This is a genomic window from Streptomyces sp. NPDC041784 (assembly GCF_055591025.1).
The window spans coordinates 586,218-605,100 of the sequence record NZ_JBVJAB010000001.1; the positions used below are offsets into that span (position 1 = coordinate 586,218).

Below are 18,883 nucleotides of genomic sequence, written 5' to 3' on the forward strand. Positions count from 1 at the left end.
CTCGTCGGTCGGTCTCGACGACCTCGACGACCTTCCATGGGAGCGCTTCCATGTCTGAGTCCGCACAGCCGGCCACCCCGGTGAGCCCGGTGACCTTTCCCCCCGCCTTCCTCTGGGGCGCCGCGACGTCCGCGTACCAGATCGAGGGGGCGGTGCGGGAGGACGGCCGTACGCCCTCCATCTGGGACACCTTCAGTCATACGCCGGGCAGGACGTCCGGTGGCGAGACCGGTGACATCGCTGTCGACCACTACCACCGCTACCGCGACGACGTGGCGCTGATGGCGGAGCTGGGCCTGTCGGCGTACCGCTTCTCGATCTCCTGGTCCCGGGTGCAGCCGACGGGCCGCGGCCCCGCGGTGCAGGTGGGCCTGGACTTCTACCGCCGTCTGGTGGACGAGCTGCTCGCGAAGAACATCAAGCCGGCCGTCACCCTCTACCACTGGGACCTTCCGCAGGAGCTGGAGGACGCGGGCGGCTGGCCGGAGCGGGACACGGCGTTCCGGTTCGCCGAGTATGCGCAGATCGTCGGGGAGGCGCTCGGCGACCGCGTGGAGAACTGGATCACGCTGAACGAGCCCTGGTGCAGCGCGTTCCTGGGCTACGCCTCCGGGGTGCACGCGCCGGGGCGCACGGACCCGGTGGCGTCCCTGCGGGCCGCCCATCACCTGAACCTGGCGCACGGCCTGGGCACGTCCGCCCTGCGCGCGGCGATGCCGGCCCGCAACTCGGTGGCGATCAGCCTCAACTCGTCGGTGGTACGGCCGTTCTCGCAGGATCCGGCGGACCTGGCGGCGGCCCAGAAGATCGACGACCTGGCGAACGGCGTGTTCCACGGCCCGCTGCTGAAGGGCGTCTACCCCGAGACGCTGCTGGCCGCGACCTCGTCGCTGACGGACTGGTCGTACGTCCTGGACGGCGACCTGCGCACGATCCAGCAGCCGCTGGACGCGCTGGGCCTGAACTACTACACCCCGACGCTGGTCTCGGCGGCGGAGGAGTCGGTGCGGGGGCCTCGTTCGGACGGCCACGGCGCGAGCGAGCACTCGCCCTGGCCGGGCGCGGACGACGTCGCCTTCCACCAGACACCGGGCGAGCGCACGGAGATGGGCTGGACGATCGACCCGACGGGCCTGCACGAGCTGATCATGCGCTACACGCGGGAGGCCCCGGGCCTGCCCCTCTACATCACCGAGAACGGCGCGGCGTACGACGACAAGCCCGACCCGGACGGCCGCGTGCACGACCCGGAGCGGGTCGCGTACCTGTACGGCCACCTGTCGGCGGTCCGCCGCGCGATCACCGACGGCGCGGACGTCCGCGGCTACTACCTGTGGTCCCTGCTGGACAACTTCGAGTGGGCGTACGGCTATGACAAGCGGTTCGGCGCGGTGTACGTGGACTACGCGACACTGGCCCGCACCCCGAAGTCGAGCGCGCTGTGGTACGGCCAGGCGGCCCGGACGGGAACCCTGCCGGACGTCGAGACCGCGTGACGGGCAGGAATCGCGTGACTCACATGACCCGCAGGACCACCTGACCCGGGGGCGGGGGGAGGGGCGCGGCAGGCTGTGGGGGCTTGCCGCGCCCCGTCGGCGTCGGGGGCGGGGGCCGACGAGGTAGGCGGCCGCGCTCATCGACGGTAGTTCTCCTCCTCCAGGAGCATGTCGAAGTACCCCGCGTCCGCCCGCGCCGCGAGCCGGGCCAGCGCGAGGGCGCGCTCCTTCCGCTCGACGCCTTCCCTGAGCGCCGCGTCGCCCGTGTCCTTCTTCGTCTTTGTCCCGAACCCCATGGCCGCCTCGGGCGGCAGCTCCTCGTCTATGTCGATCAGCCCTTTCCCAGCTCGAACCAGGTGGCCTTGCCTCTGCCCGGGCCGTGGGTGCAGATGCCCCAGGCGTCGGAGCCGGCCGAGATGAGGTGCATTCCGCGGCCGTCCTCCTCGTCGGGGGTGAGCGTACGGATGGCGGGCAGCCCCGGAGCCTCGTCGTGGACGAGGACACGGAGCCGGCGGTGGGGATCCATCCAGCCGGCGTGGAGGGTGACGGGAGTGGCGCATCCCTTGTCGGCGCAGGCGTTGATGGCGTTGGTGACGGCCTCGGAGGTGAGGAGGACTGCGGTGTCGGTGAGTTCGGGGTGGAGGGAGGCGGCGAGCAGGGTGCGGACGGTTTCACGGGCGGCACGGACCCAGGCGGGGTGGGGCGGGAAGGTGAGGGAGACGCTGGGCGGGTCATCCATGGGGGGCTCCTGTGTTGGGTGGTGCGGTGGCGTCCACGCGGTGACCAGGCCCGGGCCTCTGCAACTGGCTTGAGGGTGGGGGTACTTCCGGGTGGGTGGATACCGACGCTAGGGCCACACGTAGAAGAGGTACAACCGTGTACAGCGACCTCCCTCCTCAAGAGTGACGACCCTCCGAGTAGGTGGACGCCTGCGCAGACGCCGGGGGACACTGCGCCGCATGCCACCGAGGACGAACCCCAGTGAACGCCAGCGACGTCTGGGCGTGGAGCTGCGAAAACTCCGTGTCCGAGCCGGGCTTTCGGGCGACGTCGCAGCTGCGGTGATCGAGGCCGAACGCACCCGGATCAGCCACATCGAGTCCGGCCGGGTCGACGTTCCGCGCAACGGCCTCTACAAGTTGCTCCGCGCCTACGGTTGCACCGAGGGCGCCTACTTCGAGGCCCTGATGGAGATGGCCCATGAGAGCGGAAAGGGCTGGTGGGGCGGGTTTAGTGACACGATCGGCCCGGCAGCCCGCGACCTGGCCGAACTCGAAGCCCGTTCAACCGTGCTACGGACGCATGAGCCGTTGCTCATCCCTGGAATGCTGCAGACCGAGGACTACGCCCGTGCCGTACTCGAAGCCACCGAGCAGGACCCGCAACGCGCGGCTCGATACGCCCAGTTCCGCCTGGCCAGGCAGCGCGTCCTCACCGGCGACCCTCCCGTGACCTGTCACGCGGTCATCCATGAGGCCGCGCTCCACACCCGCGTCGGTGGCCCGGCGGTCATGCGCAGGCAACTCCTGCGGTTGATTGAGGTCTCCCGGCTGGCCAACGTGACCGTACAGGTGTACCCGTTCGAAGCGGGGAACTACGCCGCACACACCCAGTCGTTCGTCGTCTACGGCGCCACGGCCCCCGAACTGGACACGGTCTACCTGGAACATCCGACGCAGTCCCTCTTCCTGCGGGATGGAGACCAACTGGACGAGTACGCGAAGATGTTCGAACGGCTCTCCGAACTGGCACTGGCTCCGATCGACCCGGAGTCAGCACCGGAATCGCATGAGTCACGGGACTCGCTGAGCCTCGTCCAGCACGTGATGTACACCCTGTGAGAGGACCCCCATGCCCCAACTGACCTGGCAGAAGTCGTCGTTCAGCTCGGGCGGCGAAGGCAACTGCGTGGAGCTGGCCGCATCGGCCTCTTCTCGACTGCACCTCCGCGAGAGCGACCGGCCGCACACGATAGCCACCCTCGCGCCCCAGGCCCTCGCGAGCCTCCTGCACGCTCTGCAGGCCGGCGGCTTCACTCGCTGAACCCGGGCGGGCGGGCTCAACGTTCGCCGTCGGCCTCGTCATCCGCGATCAACGCCGTGTCCGGGACACCCCCGCCCGGCGGTACCACCTTGGGCGTCAGGGTGAGCGTGACCCGCTGGGTCTCGGCGTGGCCGTACCTTCCGCTCGCGCCGGCGTCGACGACCCACAGCCGTACCTTCGCGTCGCCGCCCGCCTCCCGGGTGACGGCGACGGACGCCTCGACCTCGACCGGGCCGAGCTCGAAGCGCAGGGCCTCGCCCTCGCCGTCCGCCAACGCGGTGCTCAGCTGCTGCCTCAACTCACGGATCATGTCGGCCAGTTCGATCATTTCTCCCCCTCGCTGCCCTGCGGTGCCCAGATGGTACAAGTCACCGTAGGAAGGTCACCCGGCGTCGGCCCTCCCGGTCCTTCACGGCCAGGAGGAGCGCGACCTGCTTGAGGTGCGCGTCCTCCAGGAAGTCCGGGAGTTCGCCGTCGGCGCTGGTCAGCTCCGCCGTGCGCCAGTAGCCCGTCTCCAGCTTGCTGAAGGGCGGACAGACGGGCTTCAGCTGGTCGGGATCGGGGGTGTGGGTGATGACGCCCTCGGTCCAGACGGTGAAGCGGCCGGTGCCGCCGCACTCCCCGTACCCGAGGCGTTTCGCGCCCTTGCAGGTTTCACAGGGGGCGAGCCCCTTCCCCTTGCGGGTCGGGCACTTCCACTTCCACTCGCCGGAGCAGCTCGGGCAGGCCATGTCCGCACCGTCGCAGCGTTTGCACTTGGCGGCCCGCGCCGGCGCGCTCTTGTGCCGGGGCATGTGCCGTTCGTCGGCCTGCAGTATCTCTTCGTCGGACGGTACTACGGTGGCCAACGCCGCTCCCGAGCAGGTTAAGAGGCCCTCACCCCGGCGACAAGAGGGCCTGTTCGGTGCCGAGGACGGGGGACTAACCGGTGGACGCGGTGGCAGTGGCGGAGGCCGTGTCGGTGGGTGAGGGGGTGTCGGTGGGTGAGGGGGTGTCCGTGGGTGAGGGAGTGTCCGTGGGCGAGGCGGATGTATCGGTCGGGGTCGGTGACGGTGACGTCTCCTCGGGCGGCGTCACTACGAACACCGTCGCTACCCGGCGTTCGTCGGTGGTCACCCGGTCGCCCGGCCCCGGAGCGCCGTCGTCGGCCTGCGGCAGCTGAACCTGGCCGCGAGGCACCGTCGTGGGGACAACCACTTTGGACACCGTGCCCTCGTCGCCCTCCCCCACCTCCGCGGCGTACTGGACGTTCAAGCAGGCCGCCGCCAGCTCGGCGACAGTGTCCTCGACGGAGTCGCCCGCCGACACGTCGGGCAGCTCCACCTCCTTGGCGCCGGCCGGGCACGCGGACGCCGAGGCCGTGGGGACCGGCGTGTTCTGCGGGGTGTCGGAGATCTTCAGCCGGGTCACCTCGCCGGACTCGGCCCCCGTGGCGTCGACGCGGAGCAGGCCGCCCTGCGCGGCGGCGAGCGACTGGCCGTCGAGTTCCGGTGCGACACGACGGTCGGTACGGATGAGATACCCCTCCTCGACCAACCCGATATGCGGTTTCACATAACGGAAGATCGCGGTGAGATATCCCTCTGGATTGATCGTGAACTGGTGTTCCACACCGGCCTGCACGACAAAGACCCCGATGGGCGTGACGAGCGTCCTTCCCGTCGCGATAGTCAGCTTTCCGGAGGAATCCAGAGCGAAGGTGACCGGTACGAAGGTCGGCGTGAAAGCGACGGAGGCATCGGGCTTTTCACATCCCCTCTCCGCGCCCAGCAGGGCCAATACCGACACCCCGGCCAGGGACAGACGGAGCAGACGTGTGCGTGCGCGCTTCATGGGCACCATGCCTATCGCGGTTGATTCCGCGGGCGGCCGTAACACACAGGGGGAATTTCGAGATCGCTTCCCGAATTCACCGTCGACTCATACGGAACGCGGCTCTCTCACCACCACGACCTCCCCGGGCGGCACCTGCACCGACCCCCCGTCGACCGGCTTTCCGACGAGCAGTTCGACGCCGTCGGCCGCGACCGGGACCTCCGCGCCCCGCCCCGTGTGGTCGATCAGGAAGAGGTAGTCGGCGTCGGTGCCCCGCCGCACCACGGCCTCGACGCCCCGGGGTAGGCCGGCGCGCACCGGCGCGACACCGGCCTCCGAGCACACCCGTTCCAGCAGCGCGGCCAGGGTGTCCGGGTCGGGCAGCGTGGCCACGTACCAGCCGACGCCCGTGCCGTAGCCGTGCCGGGTGATCGCCGGGACACCGGCGAGCGGACCGTCCGTGTACGACGACACGGCCTGCGCGCCGACCGGCCGCACCCGCTCCGACCACAGCGAACCGGTGCCGCCGCCCTCCAGGCCGACCGTCTCGCCGGGCAGCAGCGGGAAGAGTTCGTCGGTCCGCACCCCCAGCGCCTCGCGAAACGCGCCCGGGTATCCGCCCAGCCGCACATGGCAGTTCTGGTCCACCGCCCCGCTGTGGAAGCCGACCACCAGCGTGCCGCCGCGCTCCGCGAACCCGGTGAGGTTCGCGGAGCCCGCGTCGTCCACCAGGTACAGGCCGGGGGCCAGGACCAGGCGGTACGCCGACAGGTCCGCGTCCGGGCGGACGAAGTCCACGGCGACGCCCGCCCGCCACAGCGGCTCGTACCAGGAGCGGACCAGCTCCAGATAGCGGACCCGCTCGCTGGGCTGCGAGGGCAGTTCCAGCGCCCACTTCGCGTCCCAGTCCCACACGATCGCCGTCTCGGCGGTGCCCGTGCTGCCGCGCACCTCGGCCAGCGCCTTCAGGTCCGCGCCCAGCGCCACCACGTCACGCCAGATGGCGCTGTCCGTGCCGGCGTGCGGCAGCATCGCCGAGTGCCACTGTTCGGCGCCCGCCTTCGCCGCCCGCCACTGGAAGTAGGCGATGCCGTCGGCGCCGCGGGCGACATGGGCGAGCGCGTTGCGGCGCAGCTCGCCGGGCCCCTTGGCCCGGTTCACCGGCTGCCAGTTCACCGCGCCGGTCGAGTGCTCCATCAGCAGCCAGGGGCCGCCCGCGAGGGAGCGCACGAGGTCGCCGCTGAGCGCGATGTCGATCTCCGACTCGGGGTCGGTCGAGCGGAGGTAGTGGTCGTTGGAGACCACGTCCAGCTCCGGCGCCCAGCGCCAGTAGTCGAGGGCGTCGAAGTTGTACATCACCATGAAGTTGGTGGTGGCGGGAATGCCCGGGGCGGCCCGGACCAACTCCTCCCGCTCCGCCGTGCACAGCGACAGCAGCTCGTCGCTGCAGAAGCGGCGCCAGTCCAGCCGGTGGGCTGGGTTGGGTACGGCGCCGGTCGCCCTCGGCGGCAGGATCTCGTCCCAGTCGTAGTACCACTGGCTCCAGAACGTGGTGCCCCAGGCGTCGTTCAGCGCCGCGAGGTCGTTGCCGTAGCGGGCCCGCAGCCAGCTCCGGAACGCCGCCGCGCTGGTGTCGCAGTAGCACTCCGCGTTGTGGCAGCCGTACTCGTTGTGGATGTGCCACATGACCACCGCCGGGTGCTCTGCGTACCGCTCCCCCAGCGCCCGGGCGATCCGCAACGCGGCGCCGCGGTAGGCGGGGCTGCTCGGGCAGAACGTCTGACGGCTGCCGTACGACAGGGTCCGGCCGTCGCGGTCCACCGGGAGCGCCTCGGGGTGGGCCGTGAAGAACCAGGCCGGCGGGGCCGCCGTCGGGGTGGCCAGGTCGGCGGCGATGCCGTGGGCGTGCAGCAGGTCGAGGATCCGGTCGAGGCGCGTGAAGTCGTGGACGCCCTCGGCGGGTTCGAGGCGCGCCCAGGAGAAGATGTTGACGCTGACCAGGTTCACCCCGGCCTCGCGCATCAGGCGCATGTCCTCGGCCCAGACCTCCTCGGGCCACTGCTCGGGGTTGTAGTCGCCGCCGTAGGCGATGCCGGGGACGTGGAGGGCACGCTTCATGGGGATCTCTTTCACGGGACGGGCCGGGGAGCGGGCTCAGCCCTTGTTGGCGCCCAGCGTCAGACCGCTGACGAACTGGCGCTGGAGCACGAAGTACACGATCAGCGTGGGGATCGCGGTGAGCAGGGCACCGGCGGCGACCAGGTTCGGGTCGGTGAAGTACTGCCCGGAGAGGTTGTTCAGGGCCGAGGTGATCGGCATGTTCTCGCCGGTGGAGATCAGCACGATGGCCCAGAAGAAGTCGTTGTAGATCCAGATGGAGAGCAGGGTCGCCAGGGCGGCCATCGCCGGCTTGCACAGGGGCAGCACGATCTGCCAGTACAGGCGCCAGACGGAGGCGCCGTCGACGAGGGCGGCCTCGGTCAGCTCGTGCGGCAGCGAGCGCATGTAGTTGCTGAGCACGAAGGCGCAGAAGCCCGCCTGGAACGCCACATGGATCAGGACCAGGCCGAGCGCGGAGTCGTACAGCTTGCCGCTGACGGTGATGCCGGGGAGGTCCACCAGCAGGTACAGGCGGTACAGCGGGGTGATGATCACCTGCTGCGGGAGCAGGTTGCCCGCCGTGAAGACCAGCAGCAGGAAGAGGTTGACCCGGAAGTCGAAGCGGCTGACGTAGAAGGCCACGCACGACGACAGGAACAGGGTGAGCAGCACGGCCGGGACCGCGATCAGCAGCGTGTTCCCGAAGTAGTGGAGCATGTCCGACTGCTGGAAGGCGTTGGTGAAATTGTCGAGGCTGAGCTTGTCGGGCCAGGAGACATAGCCCTTGGCGCTGGTCTCCGCGTACGGCCGCAGGGCCGCGAACAGCGCCCACAGCAGGGGTGCGAGCCAGGCCAGGGCCGTGACGACGAGGAAGGTGTGCAGCAGGATCCGGGCGGGGCGGACCGGGGTGCGCCGCTTGAAGGCGCCGGTGGTGGTGCTCATGCGCGCCGCTCCTTCCGGAAGGTCGCGATCAGGTACGGGATGATCACGGCCAGGGAGATCACCAGGAGGACGACGGCGATCGCGGAGCCGTATCCGATGCGGCTGGACTCGCCGATGATGTTGTTGGTGACCAGGATCGACAGCAGTTCGGTGCCCTCGGCGCCCTTGTTGAAGACGAAGACCAGGTCGAAGGCGCGCAGGGCCTCGATGATCGTGACGACCAGGACGACCGTGTTGGTCGGGCGCAGGGTCGGGAAGATGACGTTCTTGAAGGTCTGCCACTCGTTCGCGCCGTCCAGCGCCGAGGCCTCGCGCAGGGCGGGGTCGACGCTCTTCAGGCCGGCCAGGTAGAGGATCATCATGTAGCCGGTGTGGCGCCAGGACGCGGCGACGAGGATCGCCCAGAGGTTGAGGTCCGGGTCGCCGATCCAGTCGATGTAGTGGCCCGGCCGGTTGGCGCCGATCAGGCTGTTGATCAGGCCGGTGTCCGGGTTGTAGACGAGCTGCCAGACGAATCCGATGACGGCCATGGAGACCACGACCGGCAGGAAGAACGCCGTCTGGTAGACCCGGCTGAACCGGATCTTCTTGTCCAGCTGGATCGCCAGGAAGAGCCCGAGCGGGGTCGGGATCAGGATGAGCACGACGAACCAGATGACGTTGTGCTCGACGGCGGGCCAGAACTGCGGGTTGGTGGTGAACAGCTCCTTGAAGTTGTCCAGCCCGACCCAGGTGATCGAGTCGAAGCCGATGCCGTCCCAGGTGGTGAAGGCGAGGGCGATCGAGGCGAGGGCGGTGACCCAGACGAGGGCCAGGTGCAGGATCGTCGGCACGCCGGCCATCAGGCCGAGCGTGAGCCGGTCGCGGCGGGTCAGCAGGCGGCGGTGGCCCTGCGGAACCCGCTTCTTCGAAGGCGCGGTGCCCCGGGGCGGCTCGGCGGCCGCCTCCGGGGTCTTCGTGGTGATCTCGGTGCTCATCGGGTCAGCTGGACGCGAAGATCGTCTTCTTCTGGCGCTCGATCGAGCTGAGCAGGCTGTCGATGCCCTTGGGGTCGCGGACGAACTTCTGGAGCGCCGGCTGCATCACGGTGGAGGTGAAGTCCGGCCGGCTGTCGCGGTCCATGAACTGCGTGAGGTGCGTGGCGCCGCTGATCATCTCGTACGCCTTCTTCTGGATCGCGGTGTACGAGGAGGTGTCGGCCTTGGAGGAGGCGGCGACCACGCTCGGGTCGGCCTTGAGGTAGATCGCCTCGGCCTCCGGGGTGCCCAGGTACTCCAGGAGCTTGACGGCGCCGTCCTTGTTCTTCGGGGCCTTGGAGAGCATGAAGCCGTCGGTGGGTGCCTCGACGGTGTCCTGGCCGAACTCGGCGTTGATCTCCGGGAAGGCGAAGAAGTCCAGGTCGTCGAGGTCGGCCTGGTTGGTGAACTGCTGCGCCACGAAGGTGCCCAGCAGGTACATGCCGGCCTTCTTGGAGACGAGGGTCTGGGCGGCGTCCTGCCAGGTGCGGCCGACGGCGCCTTCCTGGTGGTAGGGGAGGATCTCGGCCCAGTGGTCGAAGGCGGTCCTGACCTTGGCGTCGGTCCAGGAGGCCTTTCCGGCCATCAGCTCGACGTGGAAGTCGTAGCCGTTGGTGCGGAAGTTGATCTGGTCGAAGGTGCCGAGCGCGGGCCAGGCGTCCTTGTCGCCGAACGCGATCGGCACGAGGCCGTCCTTCTTCATCTGCTTGCACAGGGCGACCAGCTGGTCCCAGGTGGTGGGGACGGTGTAGCCGTGCTCCTGGAAGACGCTCTTCCGGTAGAAGAGGGCCCAGGGGTACGTGTACAGCGGCACGAAGTAGTACTTGCCGTCCTCGCCCTTGCTGAGCGCCTTCATCGCGTCGGGGAAGTTGCCGCCGATCGTGTCCCAGACCTCGTCGATCGGGGTGGCGAGCTTCTTGGCCGCGAAGAACTGCATGCGGTAGCCGGCGAACCAGTTGAACACGTCGTCCGGGGTGCCCTGGAGGTAGGAGTTGATCTGCTCCTGGAACGTGTTGTGGTCCTTGGTGTTCACGTCGACCGTGATCCCGGACTGCTTCCCGAACGCCTCGTAGATCGTGGCGAACGCGTTCTTCGGGACGGCGTCGGACGCGTTGGAGCCGAGGGTGACGGTCTTCGGGTCGGCCGCGGCACCGCTGCCGCCGCACGCGGACAGCAGGGGTATGCCGGCGCCGAGAACGGCGGCGCCGCCCATGCCGCGCAGCAGGGTGCGACGGCTGGGGGAGGGGAGGGAGAAGCTGCCGGAGGGGGAGAGGTGGCGCATGAACGGCTCCTGACGCGAGGTTCGGCCATGAGGGTCTGACTGAAAGCCGGTCTTAATCGACCAGAAATCAACTTGACCGAACACTTGGTGGCGCAATAACAGCCGTATGTCCAGTCATGCGTCAAGAGCCGTTGGCTTCATTTGTCGAAACGTAATCGACACACCTTGATCGCCTTCCGGCCCACTCCCTTGATCGTTTCGCCGGTGGATTCCTTGATCATTCGCGCCCGATGAAGGCCGCTCAAGGGCTGAGGAAGATCATTTATGGAGGACGGAGATCAGTTGCCGGAGATCACTTGTAGGCGGCGAACGCCTTCGAGAAGGCGGAGTCGCCCTGGAGGATCGAACTGCACGTGGCGTCCGCCTGGTTCTTGGCGCCGCCCGGGCACTGCCGGTCCCGCGTGGCCGACCACATCGACAGCCCGCCAAGGCCCTTGGCCGTCGCGAACGCGACCAGCTGGGTGGCGTCGTCCACCGTGAAGACCTCGGAGACGACATCGTTCACACCGATCATCGGGGTCACCGCGACGGCCTTCCAGGCCGCGCCGTCGCTCAGCCCGAGCACGCTCTTGACCTGTGCCTGAGTCGCGGTGGCGGCCTGTTCCGCATAGGTACCCATGTCACCGCTGTACGCCGGACCGTAGTCCATCGCCATGACGTTGACAGTGGCGATCCTCACGCCGTTGGCCTTCGCATTCGAGAGCAAACTCACGCCGTCCTGGGTCAGCCCCTCCGGCATGACCGGGAGCGTGAAGGAGACGTCCAGATCCGGGTACCGCCGCTGCAACTCGGCGATCGCCGTGGCGCGGCGGGTGTTCGCCGCCGTGTCCGGCAGCGCGCCGCCCTCCACGTCGAAGTCGACCTTGGTCAGCCGGTAGGCGTCCACGACCTTCGCGTACGCCGCCGCCAGCGCGTCGGCCGAGGAACAGGTGGTGGCCAGCTCGGAGCCGGCGGCGCCGCCGAAGGAGACCCGGACGTCACCGCCCTCGGCCCTCAGCGCCCCGATCTGGGCGGCCACGCCGTCGTTCGCGAGGTCGCTCACCCCGCCCCACTTCGGCGTGCAGCCGCCGCCGTCGGTGACGAAGGCGAGGTTGTAGTCCTTCACCCCGGTCGCCGCCGCGTGCGCGAGCAGGTCGAAGGCCGGGTACAGGGAGGTGTCGACGTAGGGGGCGAAGGCGGCGGAGGCGGTCGTGCCGGTGCCGCCGGTGGCGCCGGTGCTCGGGCTCGTGCTCGGGGCGGCGCTCGTGCTCGGGCCGGCGCTCGGGGCGGTCGAAGCCGTCGGGGAGGGGGCCGTCGTGGGCCGCCCGCTCGGCTCGGGCGTGGCACCGCCGTCCGCCGAGCACGCGGCACCGTCGACCAGACAGCCGACCGGGTTCCCGCGGCCGTCGACGACGAACCCGACGGTGACCGACTCCCCGGCGGCGAGCCCGTCGGTGTCCCATGCCGGCGGGGTCACGGTGACGTGCCGCCCGCTGACGCTCGACTCCCCGTTCCACAGCGAGCCGAGCTTCGCCCCGGCCGGCAGATCGAACTCCAGCTTCCAGCCCGCCCCGGCCCGGCCGCTGTTGTTGGTGACGACGTACTGCGCGGTGTACCCGGTCGACCAGTCACTGGTCCTCGTGTACGCCGCCCCGACCCCGGCGGCCTGCGCGGTCCCGGTGACGAACACGATCCCGCCGCCGACCATCGCCGCGACGAGCGCCCCGCCGATCACCTGGCTCCGACCACTGACCCTGCGCCGATGCGTACTCATCGCCTGCCTGCCTTCACTGTTCTCGGGTGGGGTGCGGCAGCACGCTAGCGATCCCGAAACGGGCAAAACGCCTGACAGGGACGGGGGTCGACGGCCTTAGGGAGCGCTTAAGGAGCACATCGGGGCCGGTTAAAGGTCGAGGCCGATGCGCGGCGGGCCGGTGTCATCCGACGGTGGTCCGTCTCCGCTTCCGCATCGCCCCCCGGTGTCCCCTGCGCACGGGTTCCCGGCCGTCCAGCTGGATCCAGAGGCGTATCTCCGTGCCGCCGAGGACCGACGAGCCGATGCGGACGTCACCGCCGGTGGACTCGGCGAGGCGGCGGACGATGTCCAGCCCGAGGCCGGTGGAGCCGGTGGCGCCCGAGCCCCGGCCGCGGGCCATCGCGGCCTCCGGGTCGGGGATGCCGGGGCCCGCGTCGGAGACGAGGACGATCACCGCGTCGTCGCCGTTGTGGACGTCGACGGCGAAGGCGGTGCCCTCCGGGGTGTGCCGGAAGACGTTGCCGAGCAGGGCGTCCAGGGCGGCGGCGAGATCGGCGCGCGCCACGGGTATGCGCACCGGGCGGTCGACGCCGGCCGTGCGCACCTTGCGGCCCTCGTCCTCCGCGAGCGCCGACCAGAACGCCATCCGCTCCCGGACCACCTCCGCCACGTCGCACCCCGCGCCGGGACCGGCCGCCGCCGTCTGCGGCTTGGCCTCCCTGGCCGTGCGGATGATCGTGTCGACCTCGCGCTCCAGCTGGGCGACCGCGGTCCGGGTCTGCTCGGCCGCCGGGGAGTCGCCGAGGGAGGCCGCGTTCAGCCGGAGCACGGTGAGGGGGGTGCGCAGGCGGTGGGACAGATCCGCCGCCAGCTCCCGTTCGTTCGCCAGGAGTTGGACCACCTGGTCGGCCATCGAGTTGAACGCCACGGCCGCCAGCCGCAGTTCGTTCGGCCCCTCCTCCGGCACCCTCGCACCCAGCTTCCCCTCCCCCAGTTCGTGCGCCCCCTCGACCAGCCGCCGCGCGGGCTGCACCATCCGTACGCCCAGCCGGTCGGCGACCGCGACCGAGCCGACCACGAGGGCCGCCCCGACCGCCGCGAGCACCCCCCAGGCCGCGGCCACGCCGTTGCTCACCTCGGACTCGGGGACGTACACCTCGATCACCACGGTCCCCAGGCTCAGCGCGACCGGCTGGAGCAGCGCGGACCCGCCGGGCACCTCGGCGGTGGAGACCCGGCCCAGCTTCCGTACGGCGGCGATGTCCGTGTCGGCGGCGCGTTGGGTGCCCAGGTCGACGGCGGCCCGGCCGTCGCCCGCCGGGATGTGCAGCGCCATCCCGTCGTCCGAGCCGGCCGAGGCGACGACCCGCTCCAACTGGTCCCGGTCGGTGGTGATGGACAGCGCCGGGACCACGACCGCCGCCTCCCGCTCGGCGTTGGAGAACGCGCGGTCGCGGGCCATCTCCTTGATGACCAGACCGAGCGGCACCGCGAAGGCGACCACGACCATCGTGGTGACCGCCAGGCAGACCTTGACCAGGGCCCATCTCATCCCGCCCACCCCGCTTCCGCCGGCGGCTCCAGCTTCACCCCGACACCCCGCAGCGTGTGCAGATAGCGCGGCCGGGCCGCCGTCTCGCCCAGCTTCCGCCGCAGCCAGGACAGATGGACGTCGATGGTCTGGTCGTCGCCGTAGGACTGCTGCCACACCTCGGCCAGCAACTCCCGGCGCGGCACGACCACCCCTGGCCGGCCGGCCAGGAACGCCAGCAGGTCGAACTCGCGGCGGGTGAGGTCGAGTCGTGCGCCGTCCAGCTCGGCCTGGCGGCGCAGCGGGTCGACGGTCAGGCCGCCGACCCGGATGACCGGGGAGGGCGGGGCCTCCCCGGCGCCGGCCCGGGACCGCCGTAGGACGGCCGCCATCCGGGCCGACAGGTGCTCCACCGAGAACGGCTTGGTCAGGTAGTCGTCCGCGCCCGCGTTCAGCAGGCGGACGATCTCCGTCTCGTCGTCGCGCGCGGTCGCGATGATGACTGGCACGTCCGTGATGCCACGCAGCATCTTCAGGGCCTCGGAGCCGTCCAGGTCCGGCAGTCCGAGGTCCAGGACGACCACGTCGAAACGGAAATGGGCGACCTCGCGCAGCGCCTCCAGTGCCGTACCGACGCTGCGCACGGTGTGCGAGGCGTCGGTCAGCTGCCGGATGAGCGCCGAGCGTACGAACTGGTCGTCCTCGACCACGAGCACACTTGCCATGCGCCGCACCGTACGCCATGCCGACGAACCCGGTCCGAGCCTGTGGACAACTCCCGTTCTGTGGACAACCGGTGGCCCGCCCGTGCGACACCCGTGGGGCGGGTGGGGCAAGATGGCCCGCGATGCGCAGAGGACTCGTACACGTACTGGCCTGGCTGCTCGCCACGGGCGCGGCGGTCACGCTGTCGTGGTGGGGCGTCCACACCGTGATGGCGGGCACCGCCTACGACCCTCCGCGCGCCCTTCCGCTGACCGCGGCCGAGGCGACCTCGACCACCCAGGAGTCGCGGCCGCTGCCCTCCGACGACACCGGCGCCTCCCCCTCCCCCAGCCCGTCCGCGACGAGCCCCGCACCGAGCCGCACACCCGCCTCCCCGGTGTCGCCCCCGGCCTCCGCCCCTTCCTCCTCCCCCGCCGCCTCCGGCACGATCAAGAGCTACGACACCGAAGGCGGCCGGGTCGTCTTCGACCTCGGGAAGACCTCCGCGACGCTCGTCTCGGCGACGCCGGGCGCGGACTGGTCGATGCAGGTGTGGAAGACGGAGAGCTGGATCCGGGTGGAGTTCGCCTCGGGCACGGACCGCGTGTCGGTCTTCTGCACCTGGCACGACGGCCCGCCGCGGGTCGAGGTGCAGACGTACTGACCGAAGGGGTCAGCGGAACACCGAGGGCGGCGGCGCCGGTGAGGCGACCGCCGACGCGTCCGTGACCGGTGCCGCCCCGCCGGTGAAGTCGGTGAGCGCCCTGCCGTGCTCGACCCGTCCCGGGTGCGGGTCGGAGGCGGCGCGGCGGGTCAGCTCCGCGACCGGCAGCGGCAGATCGGACGCGACGAGTACGGCGTTGCCGAACCGCTTGCCCCGCAGCACCGTCGGATCGGCGACCAGCGCCAGCTCGGCGAAGCGGGCGGCGGCGGTGGCGATCTGTGCGCGCAGATGGGCGAGCGGCGGACCGTCCGCGAGGTTGGCGGCGTAGAGACCGCCCGGCTTCAGCGCCCTGCGGACCTCGTCGAGGAACTCGGCGGAGGTGAGGTGGGCGGGGGTGCGGGCGCCGCTGAACACATCGGATATGACGAGGTCGGCCCAGCCGTCCGCGACCTTGCCGAGCCCCTCGCGCGCGTCCATGGACCGCACCCTGATCCGCGCGCCGGGGTCCAGCGGCAGTTCCCTGCGCACGAGGTGGACGAGGGCCGCGTCCCGCTCGACGACCTGCTGGGTGGAGCGGGGGCGGGTGGCGGCGACATAGCGGGCCAGGGTGAGGGCGCCGCCGCCGAGGTGGACGACGTGCAGGGGCCGGCCGGGCGGTGCGGTGAGGTCGATGACATGACCGAGGCGGCGCTGGTACTCGAAGGAGAGGTACTCCGGGTCGTCGAGGTCGACGTGCGACTGCGGCGCGCCGTCGATCAGCAGTGTCCAGGCCCGCGCCCGGTCCCGGTCGGGCACGAACTGCGCCAGCCCGCCGTCGACGGCCTCCACGACGCCGCCGTCGACGTCCCGCTCACGCCGGGTGTTCCTGGACTTTCCCATGACCACATTTTCGCAGGCTGCGGGGACGGTGCGCGCGCGCTCGGTGCGGCCGGGGCGGGGCGTGGCGGGGGCTCGGCTTTCCGGGGGGCGGGCCGCGCCCGGCGCCCGGGGGCTGAGGCCTGCCTCGCACGCTCGGCGCCCGGGGGGGAGAGGGAGGGGGAGGCGGCCTGCCTCGCACGCTCGGCGCCCGGGGGAGCCGAAGCCGTCTCGCACACGCGGGGTTCCGGGGTTCCGGGCCGCCCCGCTGCCCGGCGCGCGTGGCGCGCGCTCGACCGGGGAGCCAGGTGGGCCGCCGCGCCGGGCCGGGTGGGCCGCGGCGCCGGGCCGGGTGGGCCGCGGCGCCGGGCCGGGTGGGCCGCGGCGCCGGACGGACGCGGGCACGGGCGGGATGGACCCGGCGGTCGCCCTCGGCAGCCGGTCGTGGGTCAGCGGCCGATCGTGGGCCAGCAGCCGATCGCCGTCAGGGGCCGGTCGGGGTCAGCGGCCGCGTACCGTCACCGGTCGGCGGGCCACCGGTCGAGCGCGCCGGCCGCGTGGTTCCGGTCGGCGGACGGAGTCACTGGCAGCTGTCCGCCGCCTCGATCATCCGGGCCGCCTCGCCGAGTGCCCGGCGCAGTACCGCGGGATCCGTCGCGAGGTCCGCCTCGCCGGGCGGGACGAGCCAGTCCGAGCCCGTCGGCGGGGGCTCGGGGGCGAGTCTCAGTCCGTGTCCGTCGGTCTTCGTGCAGGTGCTGCCGGGGACGTCCCAGGCGGCCGCGGTGCCGGGCGGCACGAGGAAGGCGAGCGTGTCGTCCCCGTCGTCGTGCAGGACGGGCCCCACCGCCTCCCCGGTCCCCCGCCGCAGGATGTCGACCGCCTCCAGACCCTGCCGGGTCGGCACCGTCACGAGGTCGCACGCCGTCACCGACGACGTACAAGGATCGTTGCTCTGGCTGGTCTCCATTCCGGCCTCCACCGCGCAGCCCGCTTGTAGTCCACAGCATTCAACGCGTCATGCCGTCAACGGCTACGGCGGAAGTCCGCCGCAAAGGATGGCAGTTCATGGCAGATCCCGGATGAGATATCCGGTTTGTAGCCAAACACCGCATGGCGGCCCAACCACAGCAGGTACGTTCTTGCCCGCCGGACATCAGGGTGATCACCTCAGAAAAGCGGGTAACCCACCCCGATCCCGGCATGGTTCGACGGTTCGCACGAGAGGACCCGGCCATGGCGTCGTCAACGGTGACCCCACCCCGGCCCAACCGGCCACCACGGCCCAACCTCGCCTTCCGGCAGCTGCGCGGACAACGCTCGCCGGCCGAGTTCGCCGCACTCGTGCGGCGGGCCGCGCACGAGATCGGCGAGCGGGTCAGCTGCGACGCGCGCTACATCGGGCGGGTCGAGGCAGGGGAGATCCGCTGCCCCAACTACGCGTACGAACGGGTGTTCCTGCACATGTTCCCCGGCCGCACGCTCACCGACCTGGGGTTCGCGCCCCGCGCCTCCGTACGCGGACGCGGGGCGCGCGCCACAGAGAACGCGCCCTGCGTTCACACCGCAAGCCCCGCGCTCACCACTGGTGAGGCGCGGGAGACGGGTGAGACACGCGGGGCGCACGAGCCGTATGACACGCAGGACCCGTACGACACGCACCACAACGACGAGGAGAGCGACGTGCTGCGTCGCGCATTCATGACGGGCGGAGGCGCCACCGTGGCCGCCGCCTCGCTGGGCCCGCTGGGGTTCGCCACCGACGCCGTCGCGACGGAGCGCCGGGTGCGCCACGTCGGAGCGCGGGAGGCGGGCGCCCTCGAAGAGGCGGTCCGCAGGATCCGGCTGCTGGACGACCGGCACGGCGCCGACGGCCTCTACCGGCGGGCGGCCGCACCCCTGCGTGCCGCCTACGCGCTGCTGGACGCCGCGGTGACCCGGCAGGCGACCGCCGAGCGGCTGCACTCGGGCGCCGGAGAGCTGGCGATCTCCGTGGGCTGGCTGGCCCATGACTCGGGCCGCTTCGAGGACGCGCGCTCGCACTACGCGGAGGCCCTCGCCACCGCCCGGATGACCGGGGACCAGGCACTGGAGGCGCACGCCTTCTGCAACACGGCGTTCCTCGCGCGCGACGCCGGGCGCCCCCGCGAGGCCGTGCGCGCCGCGCAGGCCGCCCAGCGCGTCGCGCGCCCCCTGGGCTCGCCCCGCCTGATGTCGCTGCTGGCGCTGCGCGAGGCGGGCGGCTGGGCCGGGCTCGCCGACCGTGCCGGCTGCGAGCAGGCCCTGGTCCGCGCCCAGACCTTCTACGGGCGCGGTGCCCGCGACAACGACCCCGAGTGGATGAGCTTCTACGGCGAGGCCGAGCTGGAGGGTCTCGAGGCGCAGTGCTGGTCGACGCTGGGCGACTGGGGGCGGGCGGCCCGGCACGCGGGGCGGGCGGCCGAGCTGCAGGATCCGCACTTCACCCGGAACATCGCGCTGTACACGGCCGAGCTGGCGGACGATCTCGCGCGCGGGGGGCGCCCCGACGAGGCGGCGAGGGCGGGGCTGCGCGTCCTGGATCTGCTGGATCAGGTCCAGTCCTCGCGGGTCCAGGGGATGCTCGCGGGGACGGCACGGGTGCTGGCACCGCACCGGCGGGCCAGCGGGGTCTCGGTGTTCCTGGAGCGGCACGCGTCGACACCCCGGACGCCGTGACCGCG

Annotated in this window: 19 protein-coding genes; 5 read left to right on the forward strand and 14 right to left on the reverse strand. The window is 71.3% G+C overall.

Annotated features, from left to right (window positions below; genetic code table 11):
* The first annotated feature begins 50 nt into the window (after positions 1–50).
* The gene (locus ACZ6D7_RS02540) at positions 51–1,496 is read left to right on the forward strand and encodes a GH1 family beta-glucosidase (protein ID WP_469482569.1); all 1,446 of its coding nucleotides are present in this window, start codon (positions 51–53) and stop codon (positions 1,494–1,496) included.
* 137 nt (positions 1,497–1,633) lie between these two features.
* Here the strand turns inward: ACZ6D7_RS02540 and ACZ6D7_RS02545 are convergent, their stop codons facing one another.
* Both ACZ6D7_RS02545 and ACZ6D7_RS02550 read right to left on the reverse strand, forming a co-directional pair.
* The gene (locus ACZ6D7_RS02545) at positions 1,634–1,792 is read right to left on the reverse strand and encodes a type II toxin-antitoxin system VapB family antitoxin (protein ID WP_469482571.1); all 159 of its coding nucleotides are present in this window, start codon (positions 1,790–1,792) and stop codon (positions 1,634–1,636) included.
* Positions 1,793–1,827: 35 nt separating this feature from the next.
* A complete protein-coding gene (locus ACZ6D7_RS02550; RefSeq protein WP_469482573.1) occupies positions 1,828–2,235 on the reverse strand; it encodes an ATP-binding protein in 408 nt (135 codons plus the stop codon).
* Positions 2,236–2,455: 220 nt separating this feature from the next.
* Between ACZ6D7_RS02550 and ACZ6D7_RS02555 the strand changes: the two genes are divergently transcribed.
* Together ACZ6D7_RS02555 and ACZ6D7_RS02560 are read left to right on the forward strand one after the other, a co-directional pair.
* Entirely contained in the window at positions 2,456–3,337 is an 882-nt protein-coding gene (locus ACZ6D7_RS02555; protein WP_469482575.1) for a helix-turn-helix domain-containing protein, read from the forward strand.
* A 10-nt stretch (positions 3,338–3,347) separates the two neighbouring features.
* Positions 3,348–3,539: a DUF397 domain-containing protein gene (locus ACZ6D7_RS02560; RefSeq protein WP_469482577.1), complete on the forward strand. Its 192-nt coding sequence runs from the start codon at positions 3,348–3,350 to the stop codon at positions 3,537–3,539.
* Positions 3,540–3,555: 16 nt separating this feature from the next.
* Here ACZ6D7_RS02560 and ACZ6D7_RS02565 read toward each other — a convergent pair whose 3' ends face one another.
* From ACZ6D7_RS02565 to ACZ6D7_RS02610, 10 genes are all read right to left on the reverse strand, one after another.
* A complete protein-coding gene (locus ACZ6D7_RS02565; protein ID WP_469482579.1) occupies positions 3,556–3,867 on the reverse strand; it encodes a trypco2 family protein in 312 nt (103 codons plus the stop codon).
* Between the two features lie 40 nt (positions 3,868–3,907).
* The gene (locus ACZ6D7_RS02570; protein ID WP_469482581.1) at positions 3,908–4,387 is read right to left on the reverse strand and encodes a hypothetical protein; all 480 of its coding nucleotides are present in this window, start codon (positions 4,385–4,387) and stop codon (positions 3,908–3,910) included.
* 73 nt (positions 4,388–4,460) lie between these two features.
* Positions 4,461–5,093 carry a hypothetical protein gene (locus ACZ6D7_RS02575; RefSeq protein ID WP_469482583.1) on the reverse strand — a complete coding sequence of 211 codons (633 nt, stop codon included), beginning with the start codon at positions 5,091–5,093 and terminating at the stop codon, positions 4,461–4,463.
* Positions 5,094–5,459: 366 nt separating this feature from the next.
* The gene (locus ACZ6D7_RS02580) at positions 5,460–7,472 is read right to left on the reverse strand and encodes a beta-galactosidase (protein WP_469482584.1); all 2,013 of its coding nucleotides are present in this window, start codon (positions 7,470–7,472) and stop codon (positions 5,460–5,462) included.
* 36 nt (positions 7,473–7,508) lie between these two features.
* A complete protein-coding gene (locus tag ACZ6D7_RS02585; protein ID WP_469482587.1) occupies positions 7,509–8,396 on the reverse strand; it encodes a carbohydrate ABC transporter permease in 888 nt (295 codons plus the stop codon).
* Positions 8,393–9,373, reverse strand: coding sequence for a carbohydrate ABC transporter permease (locus tag ACZ6D7_RS02590; RefSeq protein WP_469482588.1), 981 nt, complete (start codon positions 9,371–9,373; stop codon positions 8,393–8,395). The genes ACZ6D7_RS02585 and ACZ6D7_RS02590 overlap by 4 nt, the downstream gene beginning before the upstream one ends.
* Before the next feature lie 4 nt (positions 9,374–9,377).
* Entirely contained in the window at positions 9,378–10,694 is a 1,317-nt protein-coding gene (locus ACZ6D7_RS02595; RefSeq protein ID WP_469482590.1) for an ABC transporter substrate-binding protein, read from the reverse strand.
* Between the two features lie 292 nt (positions 10,695–10,986).
* Positions 10,987–12,447, reverse strand: a complete 1,461-nt coding sequence (locus ACZ6D7_RS02600; RefSeq protein ID WP_469482592.1) for a glycoside hydrolase family 18 protein — start codon at positions 12,445–12,447, stop codon at positions 10,987–10,989.
* Positions 12,448–12,610: 163 nt separating this feature from the next.
* Entirely contained in the window at positions 12,611–13,981 is a 1,371-nt protein-coding gene (locus ACZ6D7_RS02605) for a sensor histidine kinase (RefSeq protein ID WP_469482594.1), read from the reverse strand.
* Positions 13,978–14,685, reverse strand: a complete 708-nt coding sequence (locus ACZ6D7_RS02610) for a response regulator transcription factor (RefSeq protein ID WP_469482596.1) — start codon at positions 14,683–14,685, stop codon at positions 13,978–13,980. Before ACZ6D7_RS02610 ends, ACZ6D7_RS02605 begins: the two co-directional genes overlap by 4 nt.
* Positions 14,686–14,807: 122 nt before the next feature.
* Between ACZ6D7_RS02610 and ACZ6D7_RS02615 the strand changes: the two genes are divergently transcribed.
* On the forward strand, positions 14,808–15,329 hold the full coding sequence (locus ACZ6D7_RS02615; protein ID WP_469482598.1) for a hypothetical protein: 522 nt from the start codon (positions 14,808–14,810) through the stop codon (positions 15,327–15,329).
* Between the two features lie 9 nt (positions 15,330–15,338).
* Here ACZ6D7_RS02615 and ACZ6D7_RS02620 read toward each other — a convergent pair whose 3' ends face one another.
* On the reverse strand, positions 15,339–16,208 hold the full coding sequence (locus ACZ6D7_RS02620; protein WP_469482600.1) for a spermidine synthase: 870 nt from the start codon (positions 16,206–16,208) through the stop codon (positions 15,339–15,341).
* Positions 16,209–16,764: 556 nt separating this feature from the next.
* Positions 16,765–17,151, reverse strand: coding sequence for a hypothetical protein (locus ACZ6D7_RS02625; protein ID WP_469482602.1), 387 nt, complete (start codon positions 17,149–17,151; stop codon positions 16,765–16,767).
* 266 nt (positions 17,152–17,417) lie between these two features.
* Here ACZ6D7_RS02625 and ACZ6D7_RS02630 point away from each other — a divergent pair, with 266 nt between their 5' ends.
* Positions 17,418–18,878 carry a hypothetical protein gene (locus ACZ6D7_RS02630; protein WP_469482603.1) on the forward strand — a complete coding sequence of 487 codons (1,461 nt, stop codon included), beginning with the start codon at positions 17,418–17,420 and terminating at the stop codon, positions 18,876–18,878.
* The last annotated feature ends 5 nt before the right edge of the window (positions 18,879–18,883 follow it).

Coding starts and splice junctions, on each gene's coding strand:
- ACZ6D7_RS02585 (WP_469482587.1), bottom strand. CDS start 8,396: ATGAGCACCACCACCGGCGCCTTCAAGCGGCGCACCCCGGTCCGCCCC.
- ACZ6D7_RS02540 (WP_469482569.1), top strand. CDS start 51: ATGTCTGAGTCCGCACAGCCGGCCACCCCGGTGAGCCCGGTGACCTTT.
- ACZ6D7_RS02610 (WP_469482596.1), bottom strand. CDS start 14,685: ATGGCAAGTGTGCTCGTGGTCGAGGACGACCAGTTCGTACGCTCGGCG.
- ACZ6D7_RS02605 (WP_469482594.1), bottom strand. CDS start 13,981: ATGAGATGGGCCCTGGTCAAGGTCTGCCTGGCGGTCACCACGATGGTC.
- ACZ6D7_RS02560 (WP_469482577.1), top strand. CDS start 3,348: ATGCCCCAACTGACCTGGCAGAAGTCGTCGTTCAGCTCGGGCGGCGAA.
- ACZ6D7_RS02630 (WP_469482603.1), top strand. CDS start 17,418: ATGGCGTCGTCAACGGTGACCCCACCCCGGCCCAACCGGCCACCACGG.
- ACZ6D7_RS02550 (WP_469482573.1), bottom strand. CDS start 2,235: ATGGATGACCCGCCCAGCGTCTCCCTCACCTTCCCGCCCCACCCCGCC.
- ACZ6D7_RS02615 (WP_469482598.1), top strand. CDS start 14,808: ATGCGCAGAGGACTCGTACACGTACTGGCCTGGCTGCTCGCCACGGGC.
- ACZ6D7_RS02590 (WP_469482588.1), bottom strand. CDS start 9,373: ATGAGCACCGAGATCACCACGAAGACCCCGGAGGCGGCCGCCGAGCCG.
- ACZ6D7_RS02580 (WP_469482584.1), bottom strand. CDS start 7,472: ATGAAGCGTGCCCTCCACGTCCCCGGCATCGCCTACGGCGGCGACTAC.
- ACZ6D7_RS02595 (WP_469482590.1), bottom strand. CDS start 10,694: ATGCGCCACCTCTCCCCCTCCGGCAGCTTCTCCCTCCCCTCCCCCAGC.
- ACZ6D7_RS02600 (WP_469482592.1), bottom strand. CDS start 12,447: ATGAGTACGCATCGGCGCAGGGTCAGTGGTCGGAGCCAGGTGATCGGC.
- ACZ6D7_RS02565 (WP_469482579.1), bottom strand. CDS start 3,867: ATGATCGAACTGGCCGACATGATCCGTGAGTTGAGGCAGCAGCTGAGC.
- ACZ6D7_RS02625 (WP_469482602.1), bottom strand. CDS start 17,151: ATGGAGACCAGCCAGAGCAACGATCCTTGTACGTCGTCGGTGACGGCG.
- ACZ6D7_RS02620 (WP_469482600.1), bottom strand. CDS start 16,208: ATGGGAAAGTCCAGGAACACCCGGCGTGAGCGGGACGTCGACGGCGGC.
- ACZ6D7_RS02545 (WP_469482571.1), bottom strand. CDS start 1,792: ATGGGGTTCGGGACAAAGACGAAGAAGGACACGGGCGACGCGGCGCTC.
- ACZ6D7_RS02555 (WP_469482575.1), top strand. CDS start 2,456: ATGCCACCGAGGACGAACCCCAGTGAACGCCAGCGACGTCTGGGCGTG.